The organism is Agromyces tropicus, assembly GCF_039531345.1.
GTDB classification, from domain to species: domain Bacteria; phylum Actinomycetota; class Actinomycetes; order Actinomycetales; family Microbacteriaceae; genus Agromyces; species Agromyces tropicus.
On sequence record NZ_BAAAPW010000002.1, the window covers coordinates 968,742 to 985,212 of the forward strand.

General features: G+C 73.9%; 16 protein-coding genes and 1 pseudogene. 7 read left to right on the forward strand and 10 right to left on the reverse strand.

Going from position 1 to position 16,471, the window contains the following annotated elements; all coding sequences use genetic code 11:
• Window positions 1-51: 51 nt before the first annotated feature.
• A pseudogene (locus ABD230_RS10380) lies at window positions 52-357 on the reverse strand (DUF2510 domain-containing protein); the annotation flags it as partial.
• On the opposite strand from ABD230_RS10380, the gene ABD230_RS10385 reads away from it, so the two are divergent.
• On the forward strand, window positions 350-1,984 hold the full coding sequence (locus ABD230_RS10385; RefSeq protein ID WP_344372827.1) for a S8 family peptidase: 1,635 nt from the start codon (window positions 350-352) through the stop codon (window positions 1,982-1,984). The pseudogene ABD230_RS10380 and the gene ABD230_RS10385 overlap by 8 nt on opposite strands.
• Before the next feature lie 88 nt (window positions 1,985-2,072).
• On the opposite strand, the gene ABD230_RS10390 is transcribed toward ABD230_RS10385, so the two are convergent.
• The 3 genes from ABD230_RS10390 to ABD230_RS10400 all read right to left on the reverse strand — a co-directional run bounded on the left by ABD230_RS10390 (window position 2,073) and on the right by ABD230_RS10400 (window position 4,163).
• On the reverse strand, window positions 2,073-2,450 hold the full coding sequence (locus ABD230_RS10390; RefSeq protein ID WP_344372831.1) for a YciI family protein: 378 nt from the start codon (window positions 2,448-2,450) through the stop codon (window positions 2,073-2,075).
• A gap of 230 nt (window positions 2,451-2,680) precedes the next feature.
• A complete protein-coding gene (locus tag ABD230_RS10395; RefSeq protein WP_425546221.1) occupies window positions 2,681-3,079 on the reverse strand; it encodes a DoxX family protein in 399 nt (132 codons plus the stop codon).
• Window positions 3,080-3,173: 94 nt separating this feature from the next.
• Window positions 3,174-4,163 (reverse strand): sigma-70 family RNA polymerase sigma factor, encoded by a 990-nt coding sequence (locus ABD230_RS10400; protein ID WP_344372834.1) that lies wholly within the window; start codon window positions 4,161-4,163, stop codon window positions 3,174-3,176.
• Between the two features lie 85 nt (window positions 4,164-4,248).
• Between ABD230_RS10400 and ABD230_RS10405 the strand changes: the two genes are divergently transcribed.
• Together ABD230_RS10405 and ABD230_RS10410 are read left to right on the forward strand one after the other, a co-directional pair.
• Window positions 4,249-4,455, forward strand: a complete 207-nt coding sequence (locus ABD230_RS10405; protein ID WP_344372836.1) for a hypothetical protein — start codon at window positions 4,249-4,251, stop codon at window positions 4,453-4,455.
• Window positions 4,452-5,261: an SDR family oxidoreductase gene (locus ABD230_RS10410; protein WP_344372839.1), complete on the forward strand. Its 810-nt coding sequence runs from the start codon at window positions 4,452-4,454 to the stop codon at window positions 5,259-5,261. Before ABD230_RS10405 ends, ABD230_RS10410 begins: the two co-directional genes overlap by 4 nt.
• Before the next feature lie 158 nt (window positions 5,262-5,419).
• On the opposite strand, the gene ABD230_RS10415 is transcribed toward ABD230_RS10410, so the two are convergent.
• Complete coding sequence (locus ABD230_RS10415) at window positions 5,420-5,689, reverse strand: DUF1876 domain-containing protein (RefSeq protein WP_344373313.1); 270 nt, start codon at window positions 5,687-5,689, stop codon at window positions 5,420-5,422.
• Between the two features lie 181 nt (window positions 5,690-5,870).
• Between ABD230_RS10415 and ABD230_RS10420 the strand changes: the two genes are divergently transcribed.
• Complete coding sequence (locus ABD230_RS10420) at window positions 5,871-6,383, forward strand: methylated-DNA--[protein]-cysteine S-methyltransferase (RefSeq protein ID WP_344372842.1); 513 nt, start codon at window positions 5,871-5,873, stop codon at window positions 6,381-6,383.
• Window positions 6,384-6,532: 149 nt separating this feature from the next.
• On the opposite strand, the gene ABD230_RS10425 is transcribed toward ABD230_RS10420, so the two are convergent.
• Entirely contained in the window at window positions 6,533-6,955 is a 423-nt protein-coding gene (locus tag ABD230_RS10425) for a nitroreductase/quinone reductase family protein (protein ID WP_344372847.1), read from the reverse strand.
• A gap of 9 nt (window positions 6,956-6,964) precedes the next feature.
• The gene (qcrB, locus tag ABD230_RS10430) at window positions 6,965-8,656 is read right to left on the reverse strand and encodes a cytochrome bc1 complex cytochrome b subunit (protein WP_344372853.1); all 1,692 of its coding nucleotides are present in this window, start codon (window positions 8,654-8,656) and stop codon (window positions 6,965-6,967) included.
• Window positions 8,657-8,919: 263 nt separating this feature from the next.
• On the opposite strand from qcrB, the gene ABD230_RS10435 reads away from it, so the two are divergent.
• Complete coding sequence (locus ABD230_RS10435; RefSeq protein ID WP_344372856.1) at window positions 8,920-10,965, forward strand: hypothetical protein; 2,046 nt, start codon at window positions 8,920-8,922, stop codon at window positions 10,963-10,965.
• Between the two features lie 272 nt (window positions 10,966-11,237).
• On the opposite strand, the gene ABD230_RS10440 is transcribed toward ABD230_RS10435, so the two are convergent.
• A complete protein-coding gene (locus ABD230_RS10440; protein ID WP_344372860.1) occupies window positions 11,238-11,828 on the reverse strand; it encodes a TetR family transcriptional regulator in 591 nt (196 codons plus the stop codon).
• 84 nt (window positions 11,829-11,912) lie between these two features.
• Here ABD230_RS10440 and ABD230_RS10445 point away from each other — a divergent pair, with 84 nt between their 5' ends.
• Entirely contained in the window at window positions 11,913-13,313 is a 1,401-nt protein-coding gene (locus tag ABD230_RS10445; RefSeq protein ID WP_344372864.1) for an NAD(P)/FAD-dependent oxidoreductase, read from the forward strand.
• A 69-nt stretch (window positions 13,314-13,382) separates the two neighbouring features.
• Here ABD230_RS10445 and ABD230_RS10450 read toward each other — a convergent pair whose 3' ends face one another.
• Window positions 13,383-13,799 (reverse strand): CBS domain-containing protein, encoded by a 417-nt coding sequence (locus ABD230_RS10450; protein WP_344372869.1) that lies wholly within the window; start codon window positions 13,797-13,799, stop codon window positions 13,383-13,385.
• A gap of 102 nt (window positions 13,800-13,901) precedes the next feature.
• Window positions 13,902-14,840: a DUF1254 domain-containing protein gene (locus ABD230_RS10455; protein WP_344372874.1), complete on the reverse strand. Its 939-nt coding sequence runs from the start codon at window positions 14,838-14,840 to the stop codon at window positions 13,902-13,904.
• Window positions 14,841-14,998: 158 nt separating this feature from the next.
• Between ABD230_RS10455 and ABD230_RS10460 the strand changes: the two genes are divergently transcribed.
• Window positions 14,999-16,408 carry an MFS transporter gene (locus ABD230_RS10460; protein ID WP_344372877.1) on the forward strand — a complete coding sequence of 470 codons (1,410 nt, stop codon included), beginning with the start codon at window positions 14,999-15,001 and terminating at the stop codon, window positions 16,406-16,408.
• Window positions 16,409-16,471: the final 63 nt, after the last annotated feature.

Here is a 16,471-nt window from a genome sequence, read left to right on the forward strand (position 1 = left end):
GAATCGTCGGGCTGAAGCGGGGGCGGGCGCAACGCGGGAGGCGGGCGGCTGAGCCACGGGGGCAGTAGGTCCCCAGGCTCGCCCGTCCCACCAGCGCTGCCTTCCCGGATGATCGGGATCCGGATACCAACCAGCCGGCGCTGTAGGGGTCTGCTGGGTCATGGCGCGAGTCCATTTGTGCTCGCGATCACGCGCTGCGAGGCACAACTCCTCCGGGCCCACCCCGATGCATCCGCCCCCGCCGCGGCGCATGATCCCCACGTAGCGAGAGACGACGGCCGGCCGCCCGCGCGCGGCGCCCAGCGCACGCGCGCGCACGACCGCCATCCCGAACGGAGGGGAGCGGATCATGGGCATGATCGACGGCAAGGAGCTCGACGCGGTCGACGCCTCGGACGTGCGACCGCGGGTGGTCGTGAAGGTCACCGATGCGGCGCGGCGCGAGCGGGCGCTGAAGGAGCGTCCGGGTGAGCGGCGGGCGGGGGAGCGGGAGGACGACATCGGGCGCGAGCTCGTCGATGCGGTCGCGGTCCTCGGGGACGTGATCGCAGAGTACCAGCGGCGGGTGGCCGGGGAGGCGTACCTCGAGCCGATGGTCGGGCGCGACGAGCAGGAGCGGCTCGGGCGGGGGCGGCGTGCCCGGTTCGACGGGTATGCGGCGATCACGGTGCGGGACGAGGCATCCGCTGCCGAGCTCGCGAAGGAGCTCGACGCGCGCGATGACGTCGAGACCGCCTACGTCGAGGGCGGGCCGACGCCGCCGCCGGTGAACGCGGGCGACGACCCGCGCAGCGGGAACCAGGGGTACCTGGATGCCGCGCCCGACGGCATCGACGCGCGGTGGGCGTGGGGTGCGACGGATGGCACGGGCATCGGGTTCGTCGACCTCGAGCAGGGGTGGACGCTGAGCCACGAGGACCTCGCGGCGGCCGGCATCACGATCATCTCGGGCGTGAGCCAGGCGTACCACGGGCACGGCACGGCGGTGCTCGGCGAGGTCGTCGCGGTCGACAACACGAAGGGTGGCGTGGGCATCGCGCCCGCGGCATCCGCTCGGGTGGTGTCGCAGTTCCGCACGTCGACGACGTACAGCACCGCGGCGGCCATCATCTCGGCGGCCGACGCGATGTCGCCCGGCGACGTGCTGCTGCTCGAGGCGCAGACCACCGCGGCCGGGTCGTCGACCTCCTACCTTCCGGTGGAGGTCGAGCAGGCGGTGTTCGACGCCATCCGCGATGCGGTCGACGCCGGCATCGTGGTCGTCGAGGCGGCCGGCAACGGCGGCAACGACCTCGACGACTGGACGGATGCCTCCGGCCGGCACCTGCTGAAGGTCGGCGACGCCGACTACCGCGACTCCGGGGCGATCATGGTCGGCGCCGGGTCATCCGCCGCGCCGCACTCGCGCCTGTCGTTCTCGAACCACGGCAGCCGTATCGACTGCTACGCGTGGGGCCAGAACATCGACACCACGGGCGGGAGCGGCAACGGGACGACCGACTACACGAGCGGGTTCGGCGGCACGTCGGGTGCGAGCCCGATCGTCACGGGCGCCGCGGTGCTGCTGCAGAGCTGGCGGAAGGCGCGGAAGGGGCATCCGTTCGACCCGGCGACCGTGCGGTCGTGGCTGACGTCGTCGCTCAACACGCCCAGTGCCAACCCTGCGACCGACCGCATCGGCGTCATGCCGGACCTGCGCGCGATCTTCGATCGGATCGAGAAGAACGAGCGGTTCCGGATCGATCGGCGCTACCTGCTGTGGGTGTACATCCTGTTCGGCATCGTCAACGACGCGCCTGGCGTGATCTGGGTGCCGGGAAAGGGTCCGGTGCCGGTCGACCCCGACTGGCGGTCGCAGTCGCTGCGAGGCCGGCGCGAGCTCGTCGCGGCGATCGCGAAGGAGGCGCGCGCGTTCGACGGGCGGCTGACGCCGAAGCAGCTGGATCGGATCGGGGAGGAGGTGTTCACGCGGTTCGGGCGGTGAGCACGAACCTCGGCAGATCATGACGCATGAGAATCCTGCGGATGATCGCCCAGAGAGTGGCATCGGCTGGATTCTCATGCGTCATGGTTCACCCCTCCGGCTCCCCCTGCAGCGCTCGCACCTCGATCGGGCAGCGGACCGCGCGCGACGCGCGCGTCGCCCACTCGACGGCCGCAGCCTCGTCGGCTGCGTCGATCACCCAGAAGCCGCCCACGTACAGCGGCGCCTCGACGAACGGCTCGTCGAGCACGCGCGGCTCGGCGCCCGAGGCATCCACGGTCTTCGCCGTCGACGGCGGGTGCAGCCCGCCGGCGAAGCGGAACGCGCCCGACTCCACGAGCGCGGTGTTGAACTCGTCGACCGCGGCCATCACGGCGGCGAGCTCGGCCGGGTCCATGGCCTGCATGGACTCCATCGTCGGCTCCGTCGCCGAGTCGTGGGGCATGGTCAGGAAGTACTGGGTCATCGGTCTGTCCTCTCGTGACGGGCGGATGTCGCCCTCACTGAAGACGTCGAACGGAGTTCGGCTCGATCGACATCCGGTCCGTCGTTCGATTCAGGATGCCGCGATGAGTGCGCCGATCAGTTGCCGATACGTTCGACCAGCCATGCCGGCTCGGGGAAGCTGCGCGACACGATGACCCGGAGAACGTCGGCGTCGACGACGTTCGAATGTGTACGGAAATCTGTACAGTTTCACGACCGACGCGCGGCCCGATCCGGCGCCGTGCTCCACAGCGCCAACACCACGAGCACCGGCTGCAGGAACAGCCGTGCGAACCTCGCGCGGTCGGTGCGCATGAGCGGCACCGAGCGTCCGGTGCGCCAGTGGTGGACGTTGCCGGGGAACACCGCCACGAAGAACGCCGCGATCGCGAGGCCGACGCGCCGGCGCTCGCGGGGGAGTGCGACCGCGGCCGTGCCGAGCAGGATCTCGGCGGCGCCCGACGCGATCACGACGGCATCCTTGTCGGCCGGCTCGATCGCCACCCAGTCGGGCACCGCGATCCGGAACCCCTTCCGCGCCCAGAACAGGTGCGAGAGCCCGGCGAACACGAGCATGCCGGCGAGCGCCCAGCGCGATACCGAGCGGATGACGGTGAGCGGGCTGGGGCGGCGAGGGCGTCGCGATCGGACAGGGCGTCGGGTGTGGGTCGGCATCGGGCCAGTGTGGCATCACGCGAGCGACTCAGCCCCGCCAGGCCCCGAGCTTCTCGGGGTTCATCACGATCCACACGTCCGCCACCAGCCCGGCGACGACCCGGAGGTTCACGACCCCGATCACGTCCTCGTCGCGCACCACCGCGAAGCCCGTCCCATCCGTCGTCGCGCGCGGCTCGACGCGGTCGGTCGGGTTCTTCGCGAGGAGGCCGAGCAGGAACCGTGCCACGTGGTCGGCGCCGAGCACCGGCTTGCGGGCGGCGGAGACGAGGCCGCCGCCGTCCGAGCGCAGCGTCACCTCGGGGTCGAGCACGCGCATGAGGGCGGTGAGGTCGCCGGCCTGGGCCGCGGCCGCGAAGGCGGCGACGACCGCGTCGTGCTCGGCGCGCGGCACCTGGCGCGAGCGTTCGGCGGCGACGCGCCGTCGCGCTGAGGTCGCGAGCTGGCGCACCGCGGCGGGGGAGCGGCCGACGATCTCGGCGATCTCGGGGAACGGCACCGCGAACACGTCGTGCAGCACGAACGAAACCCGCTCGGGCGGTGTCATCGCCTCGAGCACGACGAGCAGGGCGCTGCTGACCGCCTCGTCGAGGGTGACGCGGTCGAGCGGGTCGGTCGCGTCACCCGTCGAGGCGGTGACCGATCCGCCGCCGACACCGGACGAGGCGGTCGAGGCGGATGCCGCGGCCGGCCCGGTGCCGGCGGCGAAGAAACCCGCGGGCAACGGCTCGGGCAGCCACGGGCCGACGTAGCGCTCCCGCCGGGCTCGCGCGGTGCCGAGCAGGTCGAGGCAGACGCGCCCGGCAACGCGGGTCAGCCAGCCCTGCGGGTTCGCGATCGCGGCGCGCTCGGCATCCGACATCCGGTACCAGCGCACGTAGGTCTCCTGCACGGCGTCCTCGGCCTCACCGGTCGTGCCGAGCATGCGATACGCGAGCGCGAGCAGGCGCCGCCGCTCGTCGACCACGTCGGCGAGGTCATCGCGGGCGTCGTGCCCCGCGTCATCCGTCGTCGTCATCCCATCCCTCATACCCAGCATGACGACAGAGCGCCCGGATTCGTGATCCGCCTCACACATTCGCGCGCCGTGTCGTCAGATGGGTATGAGCAGAATCCACACGGCCGCGCTCGCGGCTTCCGCGGCCATCGCGTTGTTCGCCGGCGGGTGGGCGGCGTTCGCGCCCCGCCGAGCTGAGGTCGCGAGGGCGACGGATGCCGCGGCCGGCGCGCCGCACGCCCGCACCGCGGCATCCGGCCGGGCGGGCGATTCGGCGCGCACCGCCGCCGACACGACGGAGGCGATCCGATGAGGATCGCGATCGCCGGAGCGACCGGAGTCGTCGGCCGCCACGTCCTCGCGGCCGCGCAGGCGCGCGGGCACGACGTCCTGCCCCTCACCCGCAGCACCGGACACGACCTCGCGCGCGGCGCCGGCCCAGCGGGCACCTCGCTCGCCGCCGCCCTCGACGGGGTCGACACGGTGATCGACGTCGCGAGCGTGCAGACCACGTCGGCCGCGCGGTCGCGCGCCTTCTTCACGGCCGTCACGTCGAACCTGCTGCGCGCGGAGCGCGAGGGCGGCGTCGGCCACCACGTCGCGCTGTCGATCGTCGGCATCGACGGGGTCGACGCGTCGTACTTCGCGGGCAAGCTCGCGCAGGAGCGCCTCGTCGCGGGCGGGGCCGTGCCGCACACGATCCTGCGGGCGACGCAGTTCCACGAGTTCACGGAGCAGGTGACGGCGCGGCTGTCGCTCGGACGGCTGCTCACGCCGATCCCGATCGGGCGGTACCGGCCCGTCGCGGCGCGGGAGGTCGGCGCGCGGCTCGTCGAGGTCGCGGAGGCGGCGCCGGCGGGTCGGGCGCGCGACCTGGCCGGCCCGCGCGAGGAGCGGCTCGTCGAGATGGTGCGGCGGATGTTCGCGCACGACGGCGTCCGCCGGCCGGTCGTCGAGTTCCCGTTCCCCGGGGCCTACGGGCGCGCCTCGGCGTCGGACGTGCTGCGCGGCGGTGCCGACGCGGATCGCGGGGCGGTCACGTTCGACGACTGGCTCCGTTCGGGCGACCACACGCCGATCGGCTCGCGAACGGATGCCGCGGCATCCACCCGCACCTGACCGCGCGCCGCGCGCCGCGCGCACCGAACCCCGCCGCGTGCAGGCGCGATCAAGGGCCGTTTCTGCGATCGAGGTCGAAATGAAACGGCCCTCGAACGCAGAAATCGAACTCGATCGTGCCCCGCGGAGCGAACTCGATCGTGCGAGGCGCGTTCGCGCTACCGGTGCACGTGCGCCGGCTCGCCGGTCAGGCTCGTGATGTCCTTCTCCGTCGTGTGCAGCAGGCGCTCGGCGAGGTTGCGCAGCGCGCGGGCGACCGCGAGCTCGTCGCCGATGTCCGGCACGTTCGGGTCGAGCGGATTGCGATCGGCCTTGCCGACGCCCGTGACATCCTGCCCGGACGGTGTCACGACCGTGGCCTCGGCGACCGTGGTGTTCTCTTCTTCGTCGATGTCGACGGTGACGCTCCACTGCTTCGTCGCAGTCATGGAACTCACCACCCCTCCTGGCTGTTCCGCCTTCAGGGTACCGAGCGGTGCGGGGTGCGGCATGGGCCGGAGGACACCTGTCCGCGACGAGACGGATGCCGCCGCGATGCGACCACCGTCACGTCCGATTCCCGCCATGGATGAGCGCCCGGCCGCGCCCGGACCGCGCGAGAATCGACGCATGCCCCGACGTCACGCCACGCTCCGCACCGACCTCGGCGACCTGCTCGTCGTGGCCGACGACGGCGGGCTCGCGGGACTGTACTTCCCGGGCCACTGGCATCCGCCCGCCCCGGGCTCGCTCGGCGCCGCCGTCGACGCGGGCGCCGACCCGCTCTTCGCCCGGCTCGGCGTCGAGCTCGACGAGTACCTGGCGGGACGCCGCATCCGCTTCGATCTGCCGCTCGCGCCGTCGGGCGACGAGTTCCAGCATGAGGTGTGGGGGATGCTGCGCGAGATCCCGTTCGGTGAGACCGTGACGTACGGCGAGCTCGCCGAGCGGCTCGGCGATCGGAACCTCGCGCGGCGAGTGGGTGGGGCCGTCGGCCGCAACCCGATCAGCATCCTCGTGCCGTGCCACCGCGTGGTCGGCGCCGACGGGTCCCTGACGGGCTACGCGGGCGGGCTCGACCGCAAGCGGCGGCTGCTCGAGCTCGAGGGCGCCGAGGTGGTCGCGCAGCGGCGCCTGTTCTGACGGGCGGCCCGTGCGGCGCGCGTGCCGGCGCGGCGCGCCCGGTCCGTCCGAGTGCGATTTCTGCGATGGAGTGCGATTCCATGTCGCACTCGAACGCAGAAATCGCACTCGAATGGTGGAGTGAATGCGTTCCGCGCACGCGGTGCGGCTCAGCGGCCATCCGACGGCGCCGCCGGCACCGGCGCATCCGGCAGCAGGCGGAACTCGCCGCGATGGAGCAGCCGGAGGATCCACTCGGCCGGCGGGCCGAACGCACGGAGGCCGGCATCCGCGGTCATCGGTCGGGGTGCGCCGACGTCGACCTCGCGACGCTTCCAGACGACGGTGCCGCCGCCCGCGGCGATGAGGTTGCGGTACCAGTTCACCTCGTCGCCGTAGGTGAGCTCGGCGACGAAGCCGCCCGGGACGCGCGCCAGGATGAGGGGCGTCTCGTACGTGCGACCGCTCTTCCGGCCGACGGTGCGCATGACGGCGAACGGCCCGAGGCCGCGGCGCGCCATGCCGAGCGTGACGTGGTTCAGCGTGTGCTTGATGAAGGTGAGCCATCCGCGCGTGAACCTGCCCATCGCCATGCCCCGACCCTAGGAGGGTGGCGCGGGGGCCTCGAGCGGATGCCGCGGCGCGGCGGTCGCCGCGGTCGGATCAGGGGCCGGCTCCGGCTCCCGCTCCGGTCGGCTCCGGCTCCCCTCAAGTTCCGGCGAAGCGGCCGCCTCGACCTCGAGCGGCGCCCCGACGAACCACCGCGACATCCCCACCCGCGCGCGCCGCGCCAGCGGCAGCCGCCCACGCGCATCGGGCCGAAGTTCCAGCGGGCGCGGCGCCTCCGGCCGCGCGATGCGCGCACGCTCGACGGCGTCGAGCGGCCGGTGCACCTCGATGACCTCGCCGCCGGGCAGGCGCACGAGTCGCCCGGTCTCGACGCCGTGGCGCAGCCGGTCGAGGTCGCGGCGCTGCAGTCCGAGGCAGGCGCGGCGCGCGATCGAGAACGCCGCGAACGGCCCGAGCACCAGCGTCACCTGGAGCGCCGCGATGATGCCTTCGAAGGTCACGTGGAGGTGCGTCGCGACGAGGTCGGCGCTGCCGGCGAGCTGCAGCGTGCCGAAGAACACGAGCCCGGCGACGCCGATGCCCGTTCGCGTGGGCGCGGTGCGCGGGCGGTCGAGCAGGTGGTGGCGGCGGATGTCGCCGGTGAGCAGCTCCTCGAGGAACGGGTAGGCCGCGACGACGCCGAGCGCGATCGTGACGACGGCGAGGGGCACGAGGATCGCGAGCGTCCAGGTGCGGTCGAACAGCACGATCTCCCACCCCGGCGGCACGAGGCGCAGCGCGCCGTCGAGGAAGCCCGTGTACCAGTCGGGCTGGCTGCCCGCGCCGGCGTCGCCCGACGACGCCGGGCCGTACACCTGGATCGGGTTGATCGTGACCGTCGCCGAGATGACGAGCAGCAGGCCCGCGACGATCAGGAACAGCCCGCCGGCACGCGCCGCGGCCGTCGGCAGGAGCGGCACGCCGACGACCCGCCGCTCCGTCCGGCCGAGGCCGGGGAACTGCGCCGGACCGATGCGCCACGCGGCATATACCCGCGCCGCGATGAGCGCGACGAGCACGGCGGGCACCACGGCGACGTGCAGCGGGTACAGGTGGGCGATGACCTCGCCCGGGAACGACCCGCCGAACAGCAGCGACGCGAGCCACGTGCCGACCACCGGGATGCCGAGCGCGATGCCCTCGGTGATGCGCAGGCCCGTGCCCGACAGCAGGTCGTCGGGCAGGGCGTAGCCGCTCCACCCGCCGGCGAGGCTCGCGACGAAGACGAGGAACAGCAGCACCCACATCCCGCGCCGCGGCCGCCGGAACCCGCCGGTGAAGTAGGCGGTCACGAGTTGCATGAGGATCGCCGCGGGCAGCAGCAGCGCCGCCCAGTGGTGCGCCTGCCGCATGAGCAGGCCGCCCGGCACGTCGAACGTGATGCGCATCGTGGAGGCGTACGCCGCCGACACCTCGGCGCCGCGCAGCGGCGCATACGTGCCGCCGTACGTGCGCGGGTCGCCCGACGGCACGTAGAAGAACATGAGCCAGACGCCGGTGACGGTGAGCACGACGAGGCACGCCATCGCGACGACGCCGAACAGGTTCGTCCAGTGCGTCGGCACCACGCGGCGCTCGAGGTCGGCCCGGATATCGCGGACGCGCCGGCCGAACACGGTCTCGTCGCCGAGGCGGGCGGCGAGCCGGTCGGTGATCGAGTGGTGCGGGGTCGTGGTGCGGCGCATGTGCGGGCTCCTCAGGTGTTCCGTCGCACATACGACCCCGCAGGCCGCCGGGCTGTGACATCCGCCGCCCCGATGTCCCCCGTGCAACGACCTCGCATCAGGTTCGGGCATGCCGGGTCAAGGGGCGACGGCGAACGCGCCGAACACGTACCATCGGCGATACGCGAGCGACCGCCCGCACCGCCCCCACGTCCCCCGACGTCCCCCACACCCCCGCGAGACGCACCCTGACACGACGCACCAGACGCACCACGGAGTCCCTGTTGAGCGCCCCCGCAGATGACGACCCGATGTCCGACCTCGCCGATGAGCACGTGCCCGAGACGGACGCCGTTCCCGCGCCCGCGCGGGCCTGGTGGACCGAACGGGTGAACAGCACGAACGCCGGTTCCCACGCGCGACGCCGCGCGACCGGGCCGGTCGATCTCCCGAAGCCGGTCGCACAGGTCGAGCCGACATCGGACCGCCGCCGCTACTTCCTCAGCTGCTTCGAGCCGGGCGGCGAGTTCGAGGCCGTCATCGTCGCCGTCACCGACGGTGGACGCCGCCGCTACTTCACCTCGCACGACGGCGCGCGCCTCGCCGAGGTCGACGAGATGTCGTTCGAGCAGCGCCGCAAGAGCGGCACGCGCTCGATGCTCGAGATCGACGAGCGCGAACTGCGCCAGCTCGAGGACGAGCTCGACTTCGTGCGCCCGATCCGAGGCCGCGATCCCGTCGCCGAGGCGGCGGCCGAGGCCGAGGCCGCACTCGAGGCCACCAGCCCGATGGCGGTCGTCCCGGTCGGGGCAGCGGATGCCGCGGCGCACGCCGCGCCCGACGAGCCGCCCGCCGACCCGTGGGCCGATCCCGTCGACACGGACGCGGACGATGCGGACGACGCCGAGCTCGACCACGCCGACGTGCCGGCGCCCGTCTCCGCGGGCATCCCGGCGGCCACGGAGCCCGACCTCGCGGAGGCCGGCGACCGGTCGGACTCGATCGACGACGCGGACGCCGCGACCGCGACGCCCGGGTCGTACGACCAGCCCGAATCCGCCATGGAACCCGAGGACGCCGACGACGAGTGGCCGCCTCGGGAGCCCGCCGCAGCAGAGCCCGCGCCCGCCGCAGCCGACCCCGCGCCCGAAGGCTCCGCGGCCGCGGCCGCGGCGCCCGAGGCCGCCAACTCCGATCCCGAGTCGTCGACCGCGTCGCCGGATGCGCCGAGCGACGACCCCGAACCCGCCACGGAACCGACGCAGGAGCCCGCCGCCATGACCCCAGAGCCCGCGCCGGCCCCGAGCCCGATACCCGGTCAGCCCCAGCCGGCCGCAGCGTTCCGCATCGGGTCCATCTCGATGCCGCCCGCCGCCTCGATGCCGCCCGCCGCGGCGGCGCCGACGGACATGCCCGAGATCGTGCCGCCCGTCTTCCCGCCCATGCCGCAGACGGCGTCGTCGGCGAGCGAGCCGGATGGGTCCGCGCCGAGCCCGAACGGAACCGCCCCGGCGGCTCCCGCGGCCGAGCCCGTCGCCGCAGCGCCCGCCGACTCCCAGCCCACTCATCAGGCCGAGCACGTCGCCGAGCCGGCGCCGTGGGACTTCCGCGCCTCCGCGGCATCCGCTGCCGCCGCGGGCGCCGCAGCCGGCGCGGCCGACGCCGGTACCGCGGCGGCCGCCCAGCCGGCCGCGCCCTTCCGTCCCGAGCCGCCGCACCACGACCACGTCCGCGGCGAGCACCTCCGGCCCGAGCACGTGCGCCCGGAGCACCTCCGCGATGGGCACGGGCACCCCGAGCACCTCCGCGCGGACGCGCCCCGCACGACCTTCGCCGCGCCCGCGCCGCGCACCGCCCCGCCGCCCGCCGGCGAGCGCCTGGCCGTGCCGGACGCGGTCGCCCAGGTCGCCCTCGCGAAGGGCATCGCGTTCGTCGCGCACCGCGGACGCCTCGACAAGAGCGGCACGCCGTACATCGACCACCCGGGCCGGATCGCCGAGCGCTTCGACCCGGTCGAGGACCCGATCGCATCGGCCGCGGCGTGGCTGCACGACGTACTCGAGGACACGCCGATCACCTCGCGCGAGCTGCTCGAGGCGGGCGTGCTGCCCGCGATCGTCCAGGTCGTCGAGCTGCTGACGCGGCGTGCCGAGGTGTCGCCCGACCAGTACTACGCGGGCATTCGGCGGCATCCGGTCGCACTGCGGGTGAAGCTCGCCGACATCGACGACAACACCGCGCCCTGGCGCCTGCGCCGGCTCGACTTCGCGATGCAGCAGCGGCTCGCCGAGAAGTACAGCTACGCGCGCCGCGCGCTCGGCGTCGACTAGCCGGGGACCTTCGGCCCGTTCGCGCCCGGCCCGCGCGGGAGTACCGTGACCTTCGGAACCGCACCGACGCGAACCACGCGTCGTACCCGGAGGCGCGGTTCGGCCCGATACGAGGTCCGGTCGAGCCGTGAGGTGAGAGCGGGAGCACAGGGTTTCAGGCGGCCCTCCCACGGGGTTGCGCCAAGCAGAACACGGTCGGTCCCACCCGCCACCGGACCTCTCGGGCTCCACGGCACGCCGCCGGTGAGCGGCCGCGTGCGTGCACGCGCGGGTCAGCCGGCGCCGGTGCGCCCGAACACCAGCGTCTCGAGCAGCAGTTCGAGCGAGCGCTGCACGCGCGCGTCGGGCCAGCCCTCCGGATCCTCGACCGACTTGACCTCGTACCCGCGGCAGTAGAGGTAGAGGATGTCGGCGATGCGTGCGGCCTCGTCGCGGTCGGCGGCGCGGGCGCCGTCGAGGAAGCTCGCGTAGGTGGCATCCGTCACCGAGCGCAGCAGCTGGTAGGCGCGGTCGTGGCCGGCCCGGACGTCGGCGATGACCTCGATCCAGAGGCTGCGGAAGACGGTCTCCTCGGGGGAGGTCGTGCACATCCAGCGCGCCTGCGCGGCGAGCCGCTCGACGCCGAGCAGGTCGCCGAGGGCGTCGTGTCGCTCGTCGTCCCAGCGGGCGCGCGCGTGCTCGAGCGCGTTCGCCATGAGCTCGGCGCGGCTCGGCACGAAGTAGGTGATGAACGCGGTCGACCGCCCGAGCCGTTCGGCGACGGCGCGGAGCGTCACGGCGTGGGTGCCGCGCTCCTGCGCGACCTCGACCGTCGCCCTGGCGATGTCGTCCAGGCGTTCGGCGGCGTCGACCTCGGCCGGCATCGGCCCTCCTTCGTTGACAACCCGATGCGATCCACACTAGTTTCACAACGGCGTTGTAAAACAGTGTTTCACGAAGGAGCGCGGATGGGCGCGAACGGCACGGACGGCACCGAGCACACCACCAACGGCGGCGTCTCGTTCTGGATGCAGCAGGTCGGCGTGCCGACGCCGCGACCCGCGCTCGCGGGCGACGTCGACGTCGACGTCGCGATCGTCGGCGGCGGCTACACCGGGCTCTGGACGGCGTACTACCTCAAGCGCGACCAGCCCGACCTGCGCATCGCGGTGCTCGAGCAGCGGTTCGCGGGCTTCGGGGCCTCCGGCCGCAACGGCGGATGGCTCACCAACTCGGTCACGGGCGGCCGCGAGCAGTACGCGAGGAGCCACGGCCGCGACGCCGCGATCGCACAGCAGCGCGCGCTCAACGACACCGTCGACGAGGTGATCCGGGTCGCGGCCGCCGAAGGCATCGACGCCGGCATCCACAAGGGCGGCGAGCTCGAGGTCGCGACCGCCCCGGCCCAGCTCGCGCGCCTGCGCGCCGCCGCGGCGGCCGAACGCGCATGGCCCGCCACCGACGTCGAGGAGCTCGACGCGCGCGAGACCGCCGCCCGGGTCGACGTGTCGGGCGTGCTCGGCGGGCTGTGGCATCCGCACTGCGCCCGCGTGCACCCCGCGAAGCTCGCGCTCGGGCTCGCCGCGACCGTCGAGCGGCTCGGCGTCACCATCCTCGAGGGCACGCGCGTCACCGAGATCGCGCCCGGCGAGGCGCGCACCGAGCACGGCACCGTGCGCGCCGAGCACGTGCTGCGCGCGACCGAGGGCTTCACGCCGAACCTCTCCGGCGAGCACCGCACCTGGCTGCCGATGAACTCGTCGATGATCGTGACCGAGCCGCTCGCGGCATCCGCCTGGGACGAGATCGGCTGGAACGGGCGCGAGACGCTCGGCGACTTCGCGCACGTCTACATGTACGCGCAGCGCACCGCCGACGACCGCATCGCATTCGGCGGGCGCGGCGTGCCGTACCGCTACGGCTCGCGCGTCGACCACGACGGCGCGACGCAGGCGCGCACCATCGAGAGCCTCGCCGCGCTGCTGCGCCGCTTCTTCCCGGTGACGGCGGATGCCGCCATCGAGCACGCCTGGGCCGGCGTGCTCGGCGTGCCGCGCGACTGGGCCGCGACCGTCGGGCACGACCCGGCGACCGGGCTCGGCTGGGCGGGCGGCTACGTCGGCACGGGCGTCACCGCCACGAACCTCGCCGGACGGACGCTCCGCGACCTCGTGCTCGGCCGCGACACCGACCTCACCCGCCTGCCGTGGGTGAACCGCCGCGCAAGGCGCTGGGAGGTCGAGCCGCTCCGCTGGCTCGCCGTCCAGGCCATCTACACCGCGTACCACGCGGCCGACCGCGCCGAGTTGCGCGGCCGCGCCACCACGTCGCCCATCGCGAAGGTCGCCGACCTCGTCGCCGGGCGCTGAGAGTTCGTTCCCGCCGCGACCGACCGCGTCGCCGCCGAGCCGGAGAGGATGCCGCGACCGGGATCCCGGTCAGGCCGCGGGACCGTGCGCGACGTCCTCCCCGGAGCTGTCCTCCGCCAGGCGGCGCGTGACGTCCGCCAGCGTGATGACCCCGACCAGGCGGCGTCCGTCGACGACGTGCAGGGTCCGGATGCGGCGCTGCTGCATCATCCCGATCGCCTCACGGATGTCTCGGTCCACGCCGATGGTCGCGGGCGCGCGGCAGGCGAGCTCCCCGACTCGAGTCGCGTTCGGATCGGCGCCGTCCGCGACGCATGTCGTGACGATCTCGTGCTCGGTCAGGACGCCGCGCAGCAGCTCCTCGTCACCGCAGACCGGCAGCGAGCCGATATCGAGGTCCCGCAGGATCCGCGCCGCGTGGGCGACCGACTGGGTCTCCGTCACGTACGCGGGGTCGGGGGTCATCAGGTCGCGTGCGAGGGTCATGATCCCTCCCTTCGACGTTCGTTCGGGTGCGATCAACCAGACAGGGTACGTCGATCGCCACCCGGCCGCGCCGGGGTTGACGCTCGTGGCGTGCGGCGTACCCTACGCCGGCTCGACCGACGGGAACGTCCAGGTGCCGTCCACGATCTCCTGGTGCGGCCGGTACATGCGCACGATGTAGTTCCAGCCGTCCATGATGCCGATGCGGTTCGGGCGTCCGTCGTCGGGCCCGCCGAAGTTCACGGTGACGCTGCCGTCGTCGTTCGGCGTCGCCGTGACGCTGTTCACGCTGACGAGCCCATCCGTCGCCTCCATGTAGCCGGCCGGGTTGTAGACCGTGATCGACCAGAACGCGTCGACGGGCACGTCGCGGACCGTCAGCGCGTACGCGCCGACCGGCAGCTTCGGCTCGACGTTGACGTAGAAGGCCTCGGAGGTCGGAAGGCCGCCCCAGCCGGCGGCCGTCCCCAGCAGGTGATGCACCGGGTCGACCTCGCCGCGCCGGCCGAACGCGTTGGTGAACCCGCTCACGCCGCGCGCGAGCTCGAGCAGCGCGTTGCGCGTCGCGGTGAACGAGGCGTCGTCGTAGTCCGGCATGGGGAACGCGTCGCCGGTCGGGGCGTCGAGCCCGAACGCGTCCTGCAGCGCGTTCACGGCGGCGATGTCCGCATCGTCGGCGGGATCGACGAGCACGCGGGGCACGAGCACGGCCCACTGCGTACCGACCTCGTCGGCGTGGACCCGGTGCTCGCCGGGCTCGCGGAAGATCATCGGGACGTAGTGGTCCTGGCTCACGACCATGACCGACAGGTAGCGGTCGCCGGCGTCGGGCAGGGTCAGCGTCACGCCGTCCGACACGTCGACCACGGCCATGCTGTAGAGCGTGTCGCGGTTCTGCCGGATCACGGGCTGGTTGTCGATCGGCGTCGGCACGCGGTTGTGGACCCACCTCCCGGTGCCGCCGGCCTGGGCGGCGAGCGCCGCGAACATGCGGTTGGTCTCGGCGCGCGCGAAGGTGTCGACAGTGACGTGTTCGGCCATCGGTTCGTCCCCCTGATCCACTGACGGTCGCGCACAGCCTAGGGGCGGGGCGGGTGCGCCGCTAGGACCTCGGGCCCGAGTGCGGCGGCGCCGGAGGTCGCGCGGCGGCGCGCGTCATCCGCCGTCGCCGTTTCGGGTACCGAAGTACCGTGGATCGCGTGAACCCGCCCATGCCGTCCGCGCCGACGCGGGTCGGCGTGCGCGGCGCGGCCGCGATCGCCGGGCTCGTGCTCGCGACGTTCGGCGCCGTGCTGCCGCAGGCGATGAGCGCGCCGACGCTCGCGCTCACGGCCGAGTCGTACGGCACCACGGTCGCCGAGTCGAGCTGGGCGCTCACTGCGACGCTCATCGTGGCGGTCGCCTCGACGCCGGTCCTCGGTCGCCTCGGCGACGCGTTCGGGGCGCGACGGATGCTGCTGATGCTCCTGCCCGTCGTCGCGATCGGCCTCGTCATGGCCGCGCTCGCCCCCGACCTCGGCTGGCTCATCGCCGGCCGCGCCGTGCAGGGCCTCGCGGGCGGGGCGTTCCCGCTCGCGATCGCGTGCGTGCCCCACCTCGTGCCCGAGCGTCGCCGCGCCGCCGCCGTCGGCCTCATCACCGCGACGTTCGCGACGGGCACCGGGTTCGGCGTCGTGATCGCCGGGCTGCTCGTCGACCATGTGGGGGTGCGGGCGCTCTCGTGGGTGCCGCTCGCCTTCCTCGCCGCCGCGGAACTGCTCATCGCCGCGTCGCTCCCGCACATCCCGACCCACCCCGACGTGCACATCGACGTGCGCTCGGCGCTGCGCCTGTCGCTCGGGCTCGCGGCGCTGCTCGTCGCGCTCACCGAGGCGCCGCAGTGGCCGCTGCCCGCGGTGGCCATGGCCGGATGCCTCGCACTCGGCGCCGGGCTCATCGCGGCCTGGCTCGTGCGCGAGCACCGCAGCCCAGATCCGCTCGTCGATCCGCGCACGCTGCGTCGGCGCGGCGTGTGGTCGACGCACCTGACCGCGATGCTGCTGGGCGCGACCCTGCTCGGCAGCTTCGTGCTGCTGCCCGCGTTCGCGGAAGCCCCGGCCGAGACCGGGCGTGGGCTCGGACGGACGGTGACGGATGCCGCGCTGCTCCTGCTCCCGGCATCCCTCGCCATGCTCGCGGTCGGCCCGCTCTCCGGGGTGCTGCGCCGCCGCATCGGCACCCGGGCGCCCGTGCTGCTCGGTGCCGTGACCGCCGCCGCCGGCGGGCTCGTGATCTTCGCCGCGACGCGCGACTTCGCGGCGCTGCTGGTGGGCACCGTGCTCCTCGGCGCGGGCATCGCGGTCGCCTCGGCGGGCATGGTGAACGTGCTCGTCGACCAGGTGCCCGACGACGAGGTCGGCGTGACGACGGCCGTCAACGTGGTGGCGCGGCAGGTCGGCGGCGCGCTCGGCGCGGCGGGGGTGGCGGCCGCGCTCGCCGTGGGCGGCACCGGGCCGGAGGCCGCGGACTACGGTGCGGCCTTCGCGGTGCTCGTCGTGCTCGCCGGGCTCGGGGTGCTCGCAGCGATGCTGATCCCGGCGCGCGCGAGCGCGGGCGCCGACGCGCCCTGAGAACGCAGGAGATTCCGGGGCATGGGCGTCGTATGCGGCCCATGAGCCGGAATCTCCTGCATC

Excerpts from the sequence above, each read along its gene's own strand:
- ABD230_RS10385 (WP_344372827.1), top strand. The coding sequence starts at position 350 with ATGGGCATGATCGACGGCAAGGAGCTCGACGCGGTCGACGCCTCGGAC.
- ABD230_RS10390 (WP_344372831.1), bottom strand. The coding sequence starts at position 2,450 with ATGACCCAGTACTTCCTGACCATGCCCCACGACTCGGCGACGGAGCCG.
- ABD230_RS10400 (WP_344372834.1), bottom strand. The coding sequence starts at position 4,163 with ATGACGACGACGGATGACGCGGGGCACGACGCCCGCGATGACCTCGCC.
- ABD230_RS10405 (WP_344372836.1), top strand. The coding sequence starts at position 4,249 with ATGAGCAGAATCCACACGGCCGCGCTCGCGGCTTCCGCGGCCATCGCG.
- ABD230_RS10410 (WP_344372839.1), top strand. The coding sequence starts at position 4,452 with ATGAGGATCGCGATCGCCGGAGCGACCGGAGTCGTCGGCCGCCACGTC.
- ABD230_RS10415 (WP_344373313.1), bottom strand. The coding sequence starts at position 5,689 with ATGACTGCGACGAAGCAGTGGAGCGTCACCGTCGACATCGACGAAGAA.
- ABD230_RS10420 (WP_344372842.1), top strand. The coding sequence starts at position 5,871 with ATGCCCCGACGTCACGCCACGCTCCGCACCGACCTCGGCGACCTGCTC.
- ABD230_RS10425 (WP_344372847.1), bottom strand. The coding sequence starts at position 6,955 with ATGGCGATGGGCAGGTTCACGCGCGGATGGCTCACCTTCATCAAGCAC.
- qcrB (WP_344372853.1), bottom strand. The coding sequence starts at position 8,656 with ATGCGCCGCACCACGACCCCGCACCACTCGATCACCGACCGGCTCGCC.
- ABD230_RS10440 (WP_344372860.1), bottom strand. The coding sequence starts at position 11,828 with ATGCCGGCCGAGGTCGACGCCGCCGAACGCCTGGACGACATCGCCAGG.
- ABD230_RS10445 (WP_344372864.1), top strand. The coding sequence starts at position 11,913 with ATGGGCGCGAACGGCACGGACGGCACCGAGCACACCACCAACGGCGGC.
- ABD230_RS10450 (WP_344372869.1), bottom strand. The coding sequence starts at position 13,799 with ATGACCCTCGCACGCGACCTGATGACCCCCGACCCCGCGTACGTGACG.
- ABD230_RS10455 (WP_344372874.1), bottom strand. The coding sequence starts at position 14,840 with ATGGCCGAACACGTCACTGTCGACACCTTCGCGCGCGCCGAGACCAAC.